This window comes from Paenibacillus yanchengensis, assembly GCF_042684845.1.
Lineage (GTDB): Bacteria > Bacillota > Bacilli > Paenibacillales > Paenibacillaceae > Pristimantibacillus > Pristimantibacillus yanchengensis.
In genome coordinates this window covers 26,175-41,761 of sequence record NZ_JBHUMH010000054.1, presented here as the reverse complement: position 1 = coordinate 41,761, position 15,587 = coordinate 26,175, and the positions used below count along the sequence as shown (strand labels likewise).

Annotated in this window: 16 protein-coding genes and 1 tRNA gene; 4 read left to right on the top strand and 13 right to left on the bottom strand. The window is 38.0% G+C overall.

The features are described from left to right. Nucleotides 1–46 precede the first annotated feature (46 nt). From ACFSTH_RS14275 to nrdR, 3 genes are all read right to left on the bottom strand, one after another. Nucleotides 47–1,780, bottom strand: a complete 1,734-nt coding sequence (locus tag ACFSTH_RS14275) for an ABC transporter ATP-binding protein (RefSeq protein ID WP_377775348.1) — start codon at nucleotides 1,778–1,780, stop codon at nucleotides 47–49. 269 nt (nucleotides 1,781–2,049) lie between these two features. Then, nucleotides 2,050–2,123, bottom strand: a tRNA-Ala gene (locus tag ACFSTH_RS14270). 86 nt (nucleotides 2,124–2,209) lie between these two features. Then, nucleotides 2,210–2,719 carry a transcriptional regulator NrdR gene (gene nrdR, locus ACFSTH_RS14265; RefSeq protein WP_377775350.1) on the bottom strand — a complete coding sequence of 170 codons (510 nt, stop codon included), beginning with the start codon at nucleotides 2,717–2,719 and terminating at the stop codon, nucleotides 2,210–2,212. Nucleotides 2,720–2,854: 135 nt separating this feature from the next. Between nrdR and ACFSTH_RS14260 the strand changes: the two genes are divergently transcribed. Then, the gene (locus tag ACFSTH_RS14260) at nucleotides 2,855–3,070 is read left to right on the top strand and encodes a small, acid-soluble spore protein, alpha/beta type (RefSeq protein WP_377775352.1); all 216 of its coding nucleotides are present in this window, start codon (nucleotides 2,855–2,857) and stop codon (nucleotides 3,068–3,070) included. 82 nt (nucleotides 3,071–3,152) lie between these two features. Here the strand turns inward: ACFSTH_RS14260 and ACFSTH_RS14255 are convergent, their stop codons facing one another. From ACFSTH_RS14255 to ACFSTH_RS14210, 10 genes are all read right to left on the bottom strand, one after another. After that, nucleotides 3,153–3,719 carry a lytic transglycosylase domain-containing protein gene (locus tag ACFSTH_RS14255; RefSeq protein ID WP_377775354.1) on the bottom strand — a complete coding sequence of 189 codons (567 nt, stop codon included), beginning with the start codon at nucleotides 3,717–3,719 and terminating at the stop codon, nucleotides 3,153–3,155. Further along, nucleotides 3,716–4,312: a dephospho-CoA kinase gene (gene coaE / locus ACFSTH_RS14250; RefSeq protein WP_377775356.1), complete on the bottom strand. Its 597-nt coding sequence runs from the start codon at nucleotides 4,310–4,312 to the stop codon at nucleotides 3,716–3,718. Before coaE ends, ACFSTH_RS14255 begins: the two co-directional genes overlap by 4 nt. Nucleotides 4,313–4,328: 16 nt before the next feature. Then, nucleotides 4,329–5,030: an MntP/YtaF family protein gene (locus ACFSTH_RS14245; protein WP_377775358.1), complete on the bottom strand. Its 702-nt coding sequence runs from the start codon at nucleotides 5,028–5,030 to the stop codon at nucleotides 4,329–4,331. A gap of 86 nt (nucleotides 5,031–5,116) precedes the next feature. After that, nucleotides 5,117–5,947 (bottom strand): DNA-formamidopyrimidine glycosylase, encoded by an 831-nt coding sequence (gene mutM / locus ACFSTH_RS14240; RefSeq protein WP_377775360.1) that lies wholly within the window; start codon nucleotides 5,945–5,947, stop codon nucleotides 5,117–5,119. Nucleotides 5,948–5,968: 21 nt separating this feature from the next. Then, a complete protein-coding gene (polA, locus tag ACFSTH_RS14235) occupies nucleotides 5,969–8,656 on the bottom strand; it encodes a DNA polymerase I (RefSeq protein WP_377775362.1) in 2,688 nt (895 codons plus the stop codon). Between the two features lie 109 nt (nucleotides 8,657–8,765). Beyond that, on the bottom strand, nucleotides 8,766–9,425 hold the full coding sequence (phoU, locus tag ACFSTH_RS14230) for a phosphate signaling complex protein PhoU (RefSeq protein ID WP_377775413.1): 660 nt from the start codon (nucleotides 9,423–9,425) through the stop codon (nucleotides 8,766–8,768). 33 nt (nucleotides 9,426–9,458) lie between these two features. Next, the gene (gene pstB, locus ACFSTH_RS14225; protein WP_377775364.1) at nucleotides 9,459–10,214 is read right to left on the bottom strand and encodes a phosphate ABC transporter ATP-binding protein PstB; all 756 of its coding nucleotides are present in this window, start codon (nucleotides 10,212–10,214) and stop codon (nucleotides 9,459–9,461) included. Nucleotides 10,215–10,244: 30 nt separating this feature from the next. Further along, nucleotides 10,245–11,120, bottom strand: a complete 876-nt coding sequence (gene pstA, locus ACFSTH_RS14220) for a phosphate ABC transporter permease PstA (RefSeq protein WP_377775366.1) — start codon at nucleotides 11,118–11,120, stop codon at nucleotides 10,245–10,247. Nucleotide 11,121: 1 nt separating this feature from the next. Continuing rightward, nucleotides 11,122–12,024 (bottom strand): phosphate ABC transporter permease subunit PstC, encoded by a 903-nt coding sequence (pstC, locus tag ACFSTH_RS14215; protein ID WP_377775368.1) that lies wholly within the window; start codon nucleotides 12,022–12,024, stop codon nucleotides 11,122–11,124. Between the two features lie 103 nt (nucleotides 12,025–12,127). Beyond that, nucleotides 12,128–13,138, bottom strand: coding sequence for a PstS family phosphate ABC transporter substrate-binding protein (locus tag ACFSTH_RS14210; RefSeq protein WP_377775370.1), 1,011 nt, complete (start codon nucleotides 13,136–13,138; stop codon nucleotides 12,128–12,130). Between the two features lie 302 nt (nucleotides 13,139–13,440). Between ACFSTH_RS14210 and ACFSTH_RS14205 the strand changes: the two genes are divergently transcribed. Genes ACFSTH_RS14205 through ACFSTH_RS14195 form a run of 3 tightly spaced genes read left to right on the top strand, consistent with a single transcriptional unit; the run spans nucleotide 13,441 to nucleotide 15,574 of the window. After that, nucleotides 13,441–14,238: a threonine/serine exporter family protein gene (locus ACFSTH_RS14205; protein ID WP_377775372.1), complete on the top strand. Its 798-nt coding sequence runs from the start codon at nucleotides 13,441–13,443 to the stop codon at nucleotides 14,236–14,238. Between the two features lie 18 nt (nucleotides 14,239–14,256). Further along, complete coding sequence (locus ACFSTH_RS14200) at nucleotides 14,257–14,697, top strand: threonine/serine exporter family protein (RefSeq protein ID WP_377775374.1); 441 nt, start codon at nucleotides 14,257–14,259, stop codon at nucleotides 14,695–14,697. A gap of 4 nt (nucleotides 14,698–14,701) precedes the next feature. Next, on the top strand, nucleotides 14,702–15,574 hold the full coding sequence (locus ACFSTH_RS14195; RefSeq protein WP_377775376.1) for a helix-turn-helix domain-containing protein: 873 nt from the start codon (nucleotides 14,702–14,704) through the stop codon (nucleotides 15,572–15,574). Nucleotides 15,575–15,587 lie beyond the last annotated feature (13 nt).

The following is a 15,587-nucleotide window of genomic DNA, read 5'->3' as shown; positions in this document are numbered from 1 at the left end:
CTCCCTACTTTATGGAACTATTGTACAACGATCTTTTTCGGTTCACCTATTCCTTAAGTTCCATTACCACTGGTTTTCGCTTGTCTGTAACATCGTTATCCCACAACTGTTGGAAATAAATGTTGCTATGCAGTAGCTGCTTAAAACTTCCTTCACCAACCATTACGCCATTTTTGACTAACAAAATATGATCTACATGCTCCAAAAAATGTAACTGATGTGTAATGATAACTATTGTTTTGTCAGAAAGCAGACTCGTTAAGCTATTCATTACATTCTGCTCTGTATAATGGTCTAATGCTGAAAACGGCTCATCTAATATAACAAAACTTCTTTGCTGCGCAATAATTCTGGCGAAAGCTAATCGCTGTCTCTCTCCCCCAGATAATTTCATTCCTCTTTCTCCAACCATAGTATTTAATCGATCGGGAAAGTTCCAAACTGTTTCCTTCAAATGTACGTCATCCAATATTTCATAAATTTGCTCATCTGTCATTTGCTCATCAAAAACAATGTTTTCCCTTATCGTCGTATCAAATATTGGTGCTTCTTGCGACACATAAGATATATGATTATACAAACTGTTTAATTTTACTTCGTCGATATTAACACCATCCAATAAGATGTGCCCAGAGCTTTTTTTGAGCAGTCCTAATATTAATTTAATGATGGTAGACTTTCCACTACCACTCAAACCTACAATAGCTACTGTACTCCCTTGTTTAATCGAAAAAGTCATATTGTGCAATAATTTAAAATTCCCATAGGCAAAAGAAACATGTTGAAATTCTACATTTCCTCGAAACGCTACGATTTCTGTTCCTTGTTCTAAGTTGATATCTTCTGGAGCATTCAAAAAATTTTCAAAGCGGTTATAGGTCACTCTGTCTAATTTGTATTCCACAAATAAAACATTAAATATCGCAATAGGAGTATAGACTTGATCAATTAACAAAAGTAATGCAAGGATAACACCAATAGAAGATTCATCTGATATGACACTTTTAACTCCATACGCTAACACAACTATTTTAATGACAATAACAAATAAAGCAAAAATCGAGAAAAACGATTCATGAATCATTTTTATTTGTACATTTTTCTTAACTACTTCATCAGCTGTAATACGCAATCGGCTTATCTCCTGCACATATCGCTTATTTAAGCGAAAGACAACCAGCTCCATAAAACCACGAATCGAGTATTTAGACATGTTTTCTTGTTTTTCAAGTAAAGATGTTTTTATCCGATACATTACTCGCAAAAGGGCATAACTCATTATAAATATAATAATATAACCAGCTAAAATAATTATCATAACTTCTCTATTATAAAAACTTAAAAATAATAAACTAAAAATAACAGTCGGTAATAGATCGTGTAATATCTGTAAGTAAAAAGAATGAATCATATTTCTACCGGCAGCGGCTCCATTTTCAATTACTTTGATCATTTCTCCTGTACCTATGTTTTGGTAAGCAGCATAATCAATTTTTGAAACTTTAGACAATGCCATAATTTTTAACTTTTCAAAAATACTGTGTGATAAATAAGTATGAGGGTACTCCAATATATAATGTGTAATGGCAGCAATAATAAGTATTGCACCATAAAGAGTAATCTCCGGCACTAGCTCGGTGTAGTGTTTGGCTGTAACTACACGATCAACTACTACTTGTAACGACCAAATTCCGATAGTGGAAAAAAATTGCGCCACAAAACCAAGGAAAATATATAATAATATAGACCATCGAAATGCTACTAAACATTTTTTCAACATAAAAAAACCTCCAAAAAGAAGTAAATTAGAATAACAATGTCACCCAATATCGTTCGTTGTTTTCGTTTTCATCTGATCAAAAGGCAGACTTCCCCCTTGATAGCCAGTACGCGTTTTTTCTGGCCCGAAAACTAATTACTTCGAATGATTCGGATTGACATCCATTCCACCTCGTTTTTAGAAGATAGCAAAATTATAATATAGTTACTACTTTTTAACAACAAAAAAAGGACAGCATATCTGCCGTCCTTCAGTAAGTTACAATATATTGGTGGAGCTACGCGGAATCGAACCGCGGACTGATCACTGCCAGTGACCTATTTTCCCCCTAAACTATAGCCCCTCTTAGTAATTTTCACAACTTTTACTGTACCACAATTTTACATGAATAGTCAATGATATCCTAGTTTTATCGCTAAAGTAACACTGCTAATCGTTACATTTTTCGTCCAACATATTCTTTTTATCTTTCACATCTTTCAATTGATGCCCTGATAAAATACTACTTAATTCGCTCATAAACATATCTATATCTTTAAACTGACGATATACTGAAGCAAATCGTACGTATGCCACTTCATCTAACGGATATAGTTCGTTCATAACTACATTTCCAATGTGGCTACTTTCTACTTCGCCTTGTGCAGTTGTTCTAATTTCTTTCTCTACTTCTGATACAATCACTTCTAATTGCTCTAATGAAACAGGACGCTTTTCACATGCTCTAATTAATCCTCGTAAAATTTTATCGCGACTAAATTCTTCACGACTACCATCTTTTTTAATTACTATTAAAGGGGTTTCTTCCACCATTTCAAATGTGGTAAACCGACGACTACATTGCTCACATTCGCGGCGGCGTCTAATCGATTTGTTTTCATTAGCTGGTCTGGAGTCCAATACTTTTGTACCTGAGTAATCACAATACGGACATTTCATAGCTCGATTTCGCCTCCATCATTTATTAAAATTTAAGTCAAAACAATTGAATAAAAAAATTACCAATTTTTACATGAATGAAGTTTGTAATATCGCACATAATACAGTTACCAACCCGCGAGGAGGTGAACATAAATGAACAATTCACGTAGCAGCAATCAATTGCTTGTACCTCAAGCTACTGCAGCACTAGATCAAATGAAATATGAAGTAGCTCAAGAATTAGGAATTGCTATTCCTCAAGACGGTTACTACGGTAACATGGCTACTAAAGACACAGGTTCAATCGGTGGTTCGATTACTCGTCGTCTAGTGCAAATCGCACAACAATCTCTAGCTGGTCGTCAATAATTATTGTATTATAACGCCAATACAAGTGAAGCCTTGAAGTATTCGTCCTGAAGTGACCTACTTCAAGGCTTTTCTTCACTTATTAAAATATAGGATATGTCTTCTTATACTTATTATAATAGTATTGTACTTTTTGTACATAGTGACGTGTTTCCCCAAATGGAATATTTTTGACCGTTTCTTCTAAGCCATCCCATGTTCCATTTTTTAGCCATTTTCGCACATTGCCAGGGCCTGCATTATAAGCAGCAATAGCTGCTATTTGATTATTATTAAATTGCTGAAATAAAGAGTGCAAATACCAACTACCAATTTCCACACTTGCATCAACATCTTCCAAAAGATGACCGTCATCCACTTTTTCGAATCCTGCTTTATCCATTACCCAATTCGCCGTTTCTGGCATTAGTTGCATTAAACCAAGTGCACCTTTTCGTGATTCTCTACCCGTTTGAAAATTGGATTCCGCCCGAATAATAGCGGCTATTAACTGTGGCTCGAGATCGTATTTTTCGGCATTATTTCGAATAACTTCTTTATATTGAATAGGATATAATAACGTTCCTATTATTTTCGAATTTGCAAATAATATGATACATATGACAAGCAACAAAATAAAATAAAATCGTTTTTTCACTCGAATCTTCATAACAATACCCGACTATTCCAAAACTTTTCTACTTGTTCGTATGTAGCTGGCACTGTGCCACTATTATCAATTACCCAGGTGGCTCGCTGTCTTTTTTGTTCAATATCCATTTGCAGCGCTATTCGTCGCTTTGCTTCGACTTCTGTCATCCCATTCCGTTCCATTAATCGAATCAGCTGGATACTGCTTGGTACGTAAACAACTAGCACTTCTTTATAATAATCCTCTTGCTTTGTTTCATACAATAAAGGGATATCAGCGACAATCAATCGCGAATCGGAATGTTGTTGCATATGCTCTATTTTACGATGCATTTCTTCTCGAATTGCTGGATGAGTAATTGCTTCTAACTGCTGTAGCTTGCTTTTGTCAGAAAACACAATACTACCGAGTTTAACCCGATCTAACTGACCATCCGATTGCAATATAGCTTGTCCAAATAATGAGGCAATTGCCTCTAGCGCTGGTTTGCCAGGCTCTACCACCTCTCGAGCAATTTGATCTGCATCTACTACTGCAGCCCCTAACTGCTTTAACATTGTAGCAACTGTCGATTTACCAGTCGCTATTCCTCCAGTCAATCCGATGATCAACGATCGTCACCTCCCATCATAATAAACGAACAATTCCAATGACAACTAATAATATTCCTGGCAATATAGCTATCCATTTCAATTGGCGTCTCCCAACCATATGTAGCCCTGCTTGTAGACCACCAAAAAGTAACAAGGCACTGCAAATAGCAATCGTAAAAGCTGTAACTAACGACGGCAGTCCAAGCATTGCTGCACCGATACCTGCGCCAAGTGCATCAAGAGATAATGCTGTACCTAACATAATCGCTTCTTTCGCTGATATATTACCGGAACGGTCTACATCTGCCGCTTGCGGTGTACGCAATATTTGTATAACAAGCCCTAGTCGCTTCATCTCGAGCGTTAATACTTGTTTCGAATTCGCTGATTTTACTTGTTGATCTATCGCTTCAGCTTGCACTTTCCCAACTGGTACTTGTTTTTCTTTTGCAGCACTTACCATTCGATGACGAATATGTTGCAAAAGCGACCAACTACCCATAGCAATTAAAATGAATGCTCCTATCCATTTTGCTATTTGTGGTGATAACACTAAGGTTAGTATCGTACCTGCTTGCATCGATAGCCATATAATCAAACCAGAGCAACAAGCAATGATAACAATAGAAAAAAATGGTATTTTAATTTTACGTAATCCATAGGCAACACCAACGGCAAAACCATCTAAACTAACTGCAAAAGCTAATGCAGCAAGCGACATCATCAGTTCAAGCAATTACATCTCCTCCCCCGTCTCACCACTATCTTATGCATCAGCATAGAACAGGTGCATGAGAGCAGGGAGGAGTTTTCATTCGTTCATTAAAGCTTCTGTTGACATTTAGTACATATATGCGTTCCGCGCCCAGCCACTTTTAACTTTTCAATTGGATGATCACATGTTGGGCATGGTTCACTTTTTCGACCATATACTAGCAATTGCTGTTGGAACATCCCCATTTCACCTTGTCCATTTACATACGATTTAATAGAAGATCCGCCCATTTCCACCGCTTGCTGCAACGTTTCCTTAATAGAAATAAACAGCATCGACCACTCGGCTTCTGTTAATGTACTCGCTTCTCGCTCCGGATGAATCCGTGCTTTGAACAAAGCTTCATCGACATAAATGTTGCCTAATCCAACGACATGCTCTTGATTCAGCAACAACGGCTTAATCTTGGATGAACGTCTTTCCAGCTTTTCTCGTAACACTTGTACAGTAAATTGTTCGTCCAAAGGCTCTACTCCAAGTTTATTCAATGGCGGAAGTAGTGATTCCTCGGCGGGTAAAAATAAATGCATCGTACCAAATTGCCTTACATCTCTATACCTTAATTCCGTACCATCTGTAAAATGAAAGATGACATGGGTATGAGGTTCCAACGGATCACTTTTGTCGTACACCCCATATTTCCCTTCCATTCGCAAATGTGATACTAACATTAACTCATCCATCATTATTTTCAAAAATTTCCCTCTACGCTCAATCGTCTGAATCGTTTGACCAACAATAGCATCGGCAAATTGTTCAGGCTCGATCGGTCGTTTTATTATGCGTGGCAAGTTAATCGTAACATGGTCAATCTGTTTCCCCACTACTAGTTGCATTAATGTTCTTCTAACCGTTTCAACTTCCGGTAACTCTGGCATGGCACATAATCCCCCACACTACTATTTTGCTTCGTACCAATTTGCACCAAAACTAACAGATGCACTTAAAGGTACATCTAATTTAACCGCGTTAGACATTACCTCTGGTACTAGTTGTTTCATCAACTCTAATTCATCTTTTGGAACTTCAAATACCAACTCATCATGTACTTGAAGTAGCATTCTGCTTCGTAATTTTTTCTCTTTTATAACTTCATCCATTTGTACCATCGCAAGTTTAATAATATCTGCCGCCGAACCTTGAATCGGTGTATTCATCGCTGTTCTTTCGGCAAAGGAACGTAAATTAAAATTAGATGATTTAATCTCTGGCAAGTAACGTCTCCGCTCTAATATTGTCGTAACGTATCCATTTTCTCTTGCTTCCAGCACAATGTCATCCATAAACTTACGTACACCTTGGAACACTTGAAAATATTGATCTTTAAACTTGGCCGCTTCTTTTGGCGTAATACTTAAATTTTGTGATAAACCATAGTCACTTATCCCATATACAATACCGAAATTAACCGCTTTGGCAGATCTCCGCATATCGGAATCTACGTCAGATGCAGCAACCCCAAACACATCCATCGCCGTCTTCGTATGAATATCCATTTCTTCGATAAAAGCTTCTTTGAGATTGGCATCGCCAGATATGTGAGCCAGCACTCGTAATTCAATTTGAGAATAGTCAGCAGCTAATATCGTAAAATTAGGTTCAGAAGGTACAAATGCTTTCCGAATTTGTCTTCCTTCTTCCAAACGAATCGGGATGTTTTGTAAGTTAGGATATTGGCTGCTCAACCGTCCTGTCGCAGCAATTGTTTGCCTAAAATACGTATGAATTTTACCAGTTTCCGGTCGGATCTCTTTCAGTAATCCTTCTACGTAAGTTGATTGTAGCTTCGTCATTTGACGATAGTTCAATATAAGCGGAATAATTTGATGATAGGGCGCCAATTCCTCCAACACTTCGGCACTAGTGGAATAACCAGTTTTGGTTTTTTTGTGCGCTGGTAATCCCAATCGTTCAAACAATACTTCGCCAAGCTGTTTTGGTGAACTAATATTAAATTCCGTACCAGCTTGCTCATATATTTGTGTGACCATGCTCGTAATTTGTTCGTCTAGTCGTAACCCAAGCTCCGTTAATTCCTCAGACCTAACCATTATTCCTTGATGCTCCATTTTGGCAAGAATCCGTGAAAGTGGCTGTTCCAATTCATAATATAATTTGCCCATATCCGTCTTCTCTAACTCTGCCTGCAATAATGGCATCAGCTTACGAACAGCATCTGCTTTTATCGCTAAATGCTTGTACAGCTCGTTGGAGTTAGGTAGCTTAAACTTTGCCCCTTTCCCATAGACTGTTTCATCTGAAGCCACACCAGCAATTCCCATCTTTTCACTTATATCACTGAGCGCTTGGTTTCCATCGGTCGGATCAAGCAAGTAAGCAACCAAATGAATATCAAAGTTAGTTCCACCTAACGAATAACCTAACCATCGTAGTACTAGCTCCGCTTTGTGCAAATCATAGCCGTACTTATATTGTTCTTCATCAGCTAACCAATCAAATAATGGTCTTGCCAGTTTAGATGATAGCAATTCTGCTCCAAAAACGAACACTTCTTCTTCTAAAGCAACTGCAAGCCCGGCTAACGTAGCATGATGCGGATTGTCGCCAATCGATTCAATAAACAAACCGTGGCTCTTCTCCGTCTTTAACAATTGTAATAATCGTTGTATTTGTTGTTCGTGTTCTGCTGTATTAGTCTCATCAAGCGCAGTTATTTGCAGTTCAGCAACAGCTTTCTGTACCGCTTGTTCATCTGCTCCACTACTTACATCTATATCTAAACGTTCCAGCAACGATTTGAATTCTAGTTTTCGCATCACTTCTGCCAGTTTTTCCTTCTCAAATCCAGCATACTGCAATTGTTCTCGTGTTTGCTCTAATGGAACTTCACGATAGATCGTCGCCAGTTGTTTACTCATTGTTGCATCTGCTTGATGATTCGTTAAATTCTCTTTTAATTTTCCTTTTAGCTCGTCAAGACTTTCCAAAACAGATTCGACAGAACCATATTGGTGCAGCAATTTCAAAGCTGTTTTTTCGCCAACTCCTGGTACGCCCGGTATATTATCAGAAGCGTCACCCATCAATCCTTTAAGATCAATAATTTGTTGTGGAGATAAACCGTACTTGTCCGAAATAGCAGCGGGAGTATACGTATCAACTTCACTTACTCCTTTGCGAGTAAGCAGTACCGTTACATGATCTGATGCCAGTTGTAATAAATCTTTGTCTCCAGTAACAATAACGACTTCTTCCTTCTGTTCATCAGCAAGTCGTGATAATGTCCCTATAATATCATCGGCTTCATAGCCATCAAGCTCATATTGCGTTATGCCAAATGCTTCAATTAATTGCTTTAGTATCGGGAATTGCTCTGACAATTCAGGGGGAGTTTTCTGTCTTCCACCTTTATAATCCTCATATTGTTTATGACGAAACGTCACTTTTCCCGCATCAAAAGCAACTAATATATGACTTGGTTTATACTCATCAAGTAATTTAAGCAGCATCGTAGTAAAACCATATACTGCGTTTGTATGCATACCTGCTGAGTTAGTCAGTGGTGGCATTGCAAAAAACGCTCGGTAAGCAATACTGCTACCGTCAATTAACATCCATTTCGTCATGATCATTCAGCACCTCGTCTGATTAATACCTACCCTATTATCATAACACAAAATGGGCTTTCTCAAGCATCCCGCTCGCTAGAAAACCCATCATAAGCAAATTTTAATATTACGTATTCAAATCTGGCCGTTTTCCCGTTACCAAATAAACAACACTCTCACCGATATTGGTTGCATGATCACCAAAGCGTTCAATATGGCGACCCACCACATGTAATAAAGATGCTTGCCCTATATTACGTGGATTTTCCATCATCAGCATATTAAGCTCACGCATAATTTGACCGAATAACGCATCGACTACATCATCATCTTTTGCCATTTTGTAAGCAAGATCTACGTTTTCCTGGACAAAAGATTGGATTGATTCTCGTGTCATCAAAACAACCAGTTCAGCCATACGTGGCAAGTCAATCAGCGGCTTTATGATGGGCTCTCTATTCATTCGAATGACAACTTTAGCAATATTAACTGACAAATCACCCATTCGTTCCAAATCACTTGCAATTCTAAAGGAAGATAAAATGCGACGTAAATCTTTGGCTACTGGTTGTTGTGTCACGATTAAACGTGATCCCAAATCCATTACTTCTTCTTCCTTCGCATTCAGTTCACTATCTTTATTAATAATTTCCCCAGCTAGCTCCAAATCTTGAGTTTGTAATGATTTCATCGCATTTATTAACGATTGTTCTGCAAATATTCCCATATCTACGATCAAATTATGCAATTGCTCTAATCCTTGATCAAACTCTTTTCGAAACGTCATCATTTCCTCTCTCGCTCCCTCACCTTTTAATACTTAACCAAATCGTCCACTAATGTAATCTTCTGTTCGTTGATCTTTTGGAGTAGTAAACAGTTTGTCAGTTTCAGCATATTCAATAACTTCCCCGTTTAGAAAAAATACTGTTTGATTCGAAACACGCGCTGCTTGGTGCATATTATGAGTAACCATAACAATCGTATAATTATTTTTCAACTCTTGAACAAGCTCTTCAATTTTAAGTGTAGATATCGGATCTAGCGCACTTGTTGCTTCATCCATTAGCAATATATCTGGATTAACTGCTAGCGCTCTTGCGATACAAAGACGTTGTTGCTGACCACCGGATAGTCCGAATGCTGAACGACGCAAATGATCTTTTACTTCGTTCCAGAGCGCAGCTGATTTCAAACTGGTTTCTACAATTTCATCTAGTTTCGCTTTATTTGTAATACCATGCAATCGTGGACCATAAGCAATATTATCATAAATTGATTTTGGAAAAGGATTCGGCTGTTGGAAAACCATGCCCACTTTCTTTCGTAACGTCTCCACATCCACTTGATTAGAATACACTTCTGTTCCACTAATTTTTAATTGTCCGTCAATTTTTGTGCCTGGAATCATATCATTCATTCGATTAAGCGTCCGTAGTAATGTCGATTTCCCGCAACCAGATGGTCCGATAAATGCTGTAATAGCTTTTTCGGGAATAGTAAAGGTTACATTTTTCAATGCTTGAAATGTCCCATAAAATAGATTCAAATTTTTTATATCGATTAATGTCGCCATCTTGCTTGCCTCCTTGTACCCCCTAGAGGATTACACATTTTTTTGATATTTATTACGTAGCAATATAGCAGAGAAGTTCATAAGTAAAAGTAAAACTAACAATACGATAATTCCACTAGCTGCGAGTTCCTTAAACTCCATTTGTGGTCGAGATAACCAGTTATATACTTGAATTGGAATGACTGTGAATGAATCCATCATGCTATTCGGAAGAAAAGGAACATACGTTAACGCACCAATCATAATAAGTGGTGCGGTTTCTCCGATTGCACGTGACATTGCAAGAATAACTCCCGTCAATATTCCCGGCATCGCCGATGGTAATACAGCTCGTGACACTGTTTGCCATTTTGTCGCTCCAAGTGCAAACGATGCATCTCGCCTCGAGCGTGGTACAGCCCGTATCGCTTCTTGCGCCGAAACAATAATAATAGGTAAGACAAGCAACGTCATCGTGAGTGCTCCTGCTAACAAGCTACGTTCCAGTGCAAACAAGCGAACGAAAATAGCTAATCCCAAAATACCGTAAACGATCGATGGTACTCCGGCAAGTGTACTAATATTCAACTGGATCAGTTTTGTAATCCGACCTTTTTTCCCATACTCTTCTAAATAAATCGCTGCTCCTACACCGAAAATAAAAGATGTTGGCGCCATAATTAATAGCATATAAATCGTTCCAACGAGCGCTGACTTCATTCCTGATTTGTCTGCTTTTCGCGAAGGAAACTCAGTAAACAATTGTGGTTGTAAACGGGTAATACCATCAATAACGATATCAATTAACAGCGCACATAATGCAACAACCCCGATGGAGGTAGCTAGTACAAACAGTATATGAAGCAGCCAATCCGTTCTTCGCCGCCGCAAAATTTGTTTATGATTAGCATCATGGAAAATATTCATATTAATATTCCTCCCGGAACTTTTTAGCTACAAATTGAGCGATCATATTAAGCAAGAAGGTAATAACAAACAATGTCATACCAACTGCAAAGATCGATCCATATTCTACAGAACCATGCGGTGTATCTCCAAGACTTACTTGTACAATATATGCCGTCATCGTCTGAATACTTTCAAGTGGATTAATGGTCATATTTGGCGTAGAACCGGCTGCCAGTGTAACAATCATCGTCTCACCAATCGCTCTAGAGAAGGCAAGTACCGCCGCTGCTACTATGCCAGATGTCGCTGCTGGTAATACTATTTTTAGCGCTACTTCAAAGCGTGTTGCTCCAAGTGCATATGCTCCATCACGTAAAGCACGAGGTACTGCCGACATCGCATCTTCACTCAATGAGCTGACCATCGGAATGATCATTATTCCGACAACTATCCCGGCACTTAGCGCATTAAACACACCAGCAGAACTAAATACTTGTTGAATAATCGGTGTGACAATACTTAGCGCGAAGTAACCATAAACAATGGTAGGAATACCCGCTAGCACTTCCAATATTGGTTTTACAACTTTTCTTACTTTTTTTGGAGCATATTCTGACAAATAAATAGCACTAGCAAGACCAATAGGAATGGCAACTAAACAAGCAATAACTGTTATAAGTAATGTTCCGGAAAGCAATGGCCATATACCAAAACTTTTCGGTGCAATAAGTGGCGACCACTTCGTACCAGTCAAAAAATCCCACAGAGGAATTTTCTTAAAAAAATCAATCGTTTCAGTTAACAAAGTAACTACAATTCCAATCGTCGTTAATACCGAAACGCTCGCACATAAAAAAAGTACGACCGGCATAATCATGTTCATGACACTTTTACGTTTGTTTTTAAACTGGGCAGGCTGCATATCAGCTAAGCCTCCTTTTACAATTCGTTAACAATTTTTGCGTGAAAAATGTGATGCCTGTGATAGACACCACATTATTACGTAACGCTAGCTTATCGTTTGCTTATTTAATTTTTGCTGCTTCTTCTGCATATTTTTCATCTGGCAAGGCGACATAACCAACTTCAGCTGCCATCGGACCGATATTATTAATATAGAAGTTCATAAATTCTTTTACTTCTGGACGCTCTTCCATTGCTTTATTGTTCACATATACATATAGTGGACGAGAAAGTGGAGAGTAGCTGCTATCTTTGATCGTATCAAATGTTGGAGATACTGGACCTGCACCACCATCAATTGGAACAATTTTCAAATTATCTTTATTTTCTTCGTAATAAGCAAATCCAAAGTAACCAATACTATCTTTACTTCCAGTAACACCTGTTACTAGTGTGTTATCATCTTCACTAAATACAATTGCTTTGTCGTTACGAATACCTTCTTTATCTAAAATTGCTTCGTTAAAGTAGTCATATGTTCCAGAATCAGCACCTGGAGAGAATATTTGAATTGGCGTATCTGGCCAAGTATCACGAACATCTTTCCAAGTGTTTACTGTTGAACCAGTAATAAAGATTTTATTTAATTCTTCTTTTGTTAAGTGATCGATAAAGTCATTTTCTTTGCTTACTACAACGGACAATCCATCATAAGCTACCGATAATTCTGTAAACTCGATACCACTATCTGTACATGCCGCAGCTTCTTCATCTTTAATAGGTCTTGATGCGTTGGCAATTTCTAATTCACCTGCACAGAACTGTTTAAACCCACCACCAGTGCCGGATACACCAACTGGTACACGTACATCAGGTTGCTCTACTCTAAACTCTTCTGCGGCTGCTTCTGTCAGCGGGAAAACGGTACTTGATCCATCCACTCGAACGGTACCAGTCAATTTCGCATCACTTGGTGCTGCTGTATTGGATACTTGTGCTGTTTCAGCTGGTTTATTCGATGCTGCGCCACCAGTTGTTCCCTCTTCTTTGTTACCACATGCTGTAGCAAGTAACATAATCGCTCCTACCGAAGCAAGTGTAAAACTTAGAACTCTTTTCTTTTTACTAATCAAAACAACCACTCCTCATAGTTATTGAATATATTATTTTTTTTTAACGTTTCTCTTTCTTTCTTCATATTAAGGCTCGTTTGTTAATGAAGTATTCTGTTTTTGTTAATGGAATGTTAAAACTGAAGAAAAGATGCTCCTTTTTTCAAAAAAACGGCAGGAAATGATAATAATATGATTACCAAGATTTGAAACGTCTAATCTCTCTTGTCAATTACTTATAAAACAAGCTAAAATGAAATGTCCTTTGCGTATGATATAATTAGAGAAGGATAGATTCATTAGGAAGGGGAAGGCACATTCGCATGAGCCATACGGAAATAACTAATGATGCAGCAGTCATCGACAATGTACAGTCAGATTCGCAATTTATTACTCGACTATGTTTGCTAGCAGGAAAAATTATAATGGAAAGCGGTGGTGAAACGCAGCGTGTAGAAGATACGATGATGCGAATAGCCGCCGCATATGGGCATACCCATTCTCATAGTTATGTAACACCAACAGGCATATTATTTGCAATTGATGGATCAACTCATGCAACACGACTCGTTCGAATTTCCGAAAGAAATAACAATTTAACTAAAGTTGCGCTCGTTAATGACGTATCTAGGCAAATTGCTGCCGGAAAACTGCATGCCGATCAAGCATACGAAAAGATGCAAAGCATCGATTTAGAGCGTTCGGAGTATCCAAACTGGCTTACCACTTTAGCAGCAGCTATCGCAAGCGGTAGTTTTTTATTTTTGGTAGGCGGCACTTGGACAGATCTATTGCCGATACTTATGATCGGTGGTTCTGGCTTCTATTGTTTTATTTGGTTGCATTCTTATATTAAAATTAAATTTTTTGCGGAATTTGTTGCAGCTTTATTAATAGGTACGTTAGCCATTGTGACGACTGACTACGGTCTAGCTACCAATCTCGACACGATTATTATCGGATCTGTCATTCCTTTAGTTCCAGGTCTTAATATAACGAACGCAGTTAGAGATCTGATGGCAGGTCATCTTGTTTCAGGTCTATCTAAAGGTGCAGAATCCTTATTAACCGCAACAGCCATCGGAGCTGGTATCGCCGCAATATTAACGCTATATAGTTAGAAGGGAGTACATATTACATTGAGCATTTGGCTACACTTACTGATAAGTTTTATTGCAACAGCAACATTCGGTTTTTTATTCAATGTACCTGCAAAGCTACTCCCGGTGTGCGGTTTCGTCGGCATGACAGGTTGGATCATTAATTTAGCAGCCAAAGATTGGCTAGCACTCAGCAGTATTGTTGCCGTTATGTTAGCTGCATTTGGCGTTACGTTAATCAGTCAATTTTTTGCCCGTAAATTAAAAACACCGATTATTTTATTTAATGTATCAGGTATTATACTGCTCGTTCCCGGTAGGCTCGCTTATAATGCGATGCGGAATGTCGTCGAGGATCAATATGATATTGCAATAGAACTAGGGACAGAAGCACTACTTATTTCTGGAGCAATTGCTATCGGAATGATGATGTCAGAAGTAGCTACGCAAGTCGTGCGCAAAATATTCGGAAGGAGATAATGCCATGAAGTTGGAAGCCATTAATGAAAAAGTACCTTATGAAAATCCATTGCTATCGCTCCGTGTATTTCGTTCCATACGTGGTAACGATACTTACATCAACTGGCATTATCATAAAGAACTTGAGTTGCTGCTTGTTCTCGATGGAAAAATCGAAGTATATATCGGAGATGAAATTTTCCCACTCGGAAGAGGTGATATATTTTTAATTGGTACATCAGAATTGCATCGTGATCGTTCCATAGAAGCATCCGATTATATTGTATTGCAATTTGAGCTGGATCGTTTTTTTGATCAAAGCTCCATTTCTTATTTGAAGTATTTTACTGAAACCCACTTTCCATTAAGTCAAGCAAACTATATATTCAAACAGCATGCCCATGTACAGCAACAAGCAACTGCTCTTATACACAGTATATTAGACGAATCGATTCACAAATCTATCGGCTATGAGCTGGCGGTTAGTATTAATATTAAACAACTACTTTTGCTGTTGCTACGTAATGACAATAAAGAAGTTTTATTAGAGCAAGACAACTTTGACCGTGTTCGTTTACAACCAGTTCTTAACTTTGTAGAGCAAAACCTGCATCAGCGCATTTCTGTCGAAGAGGTATGTAAATTAGCAAACATGAGTTATTTTTATTTTGTGAAGTACTTCAAAAAAACTATTGGCTTATCGTTCACCGAATATGTAAATTATCGAAAAGTAAAATGGGCGGAAAAATTATTACTGACGAAAGATTTAAGCATTGCTGAAGTTAGTGAACGAGTAGGCATGCCAAATATGGCTCATTTCTATAAAACGTTTAAAAAATATAATGATTGCTCACCAAAACAATTTCAAAATAAAATGCTACAATGGAAACAAATATAAAAAAGCTCGATTC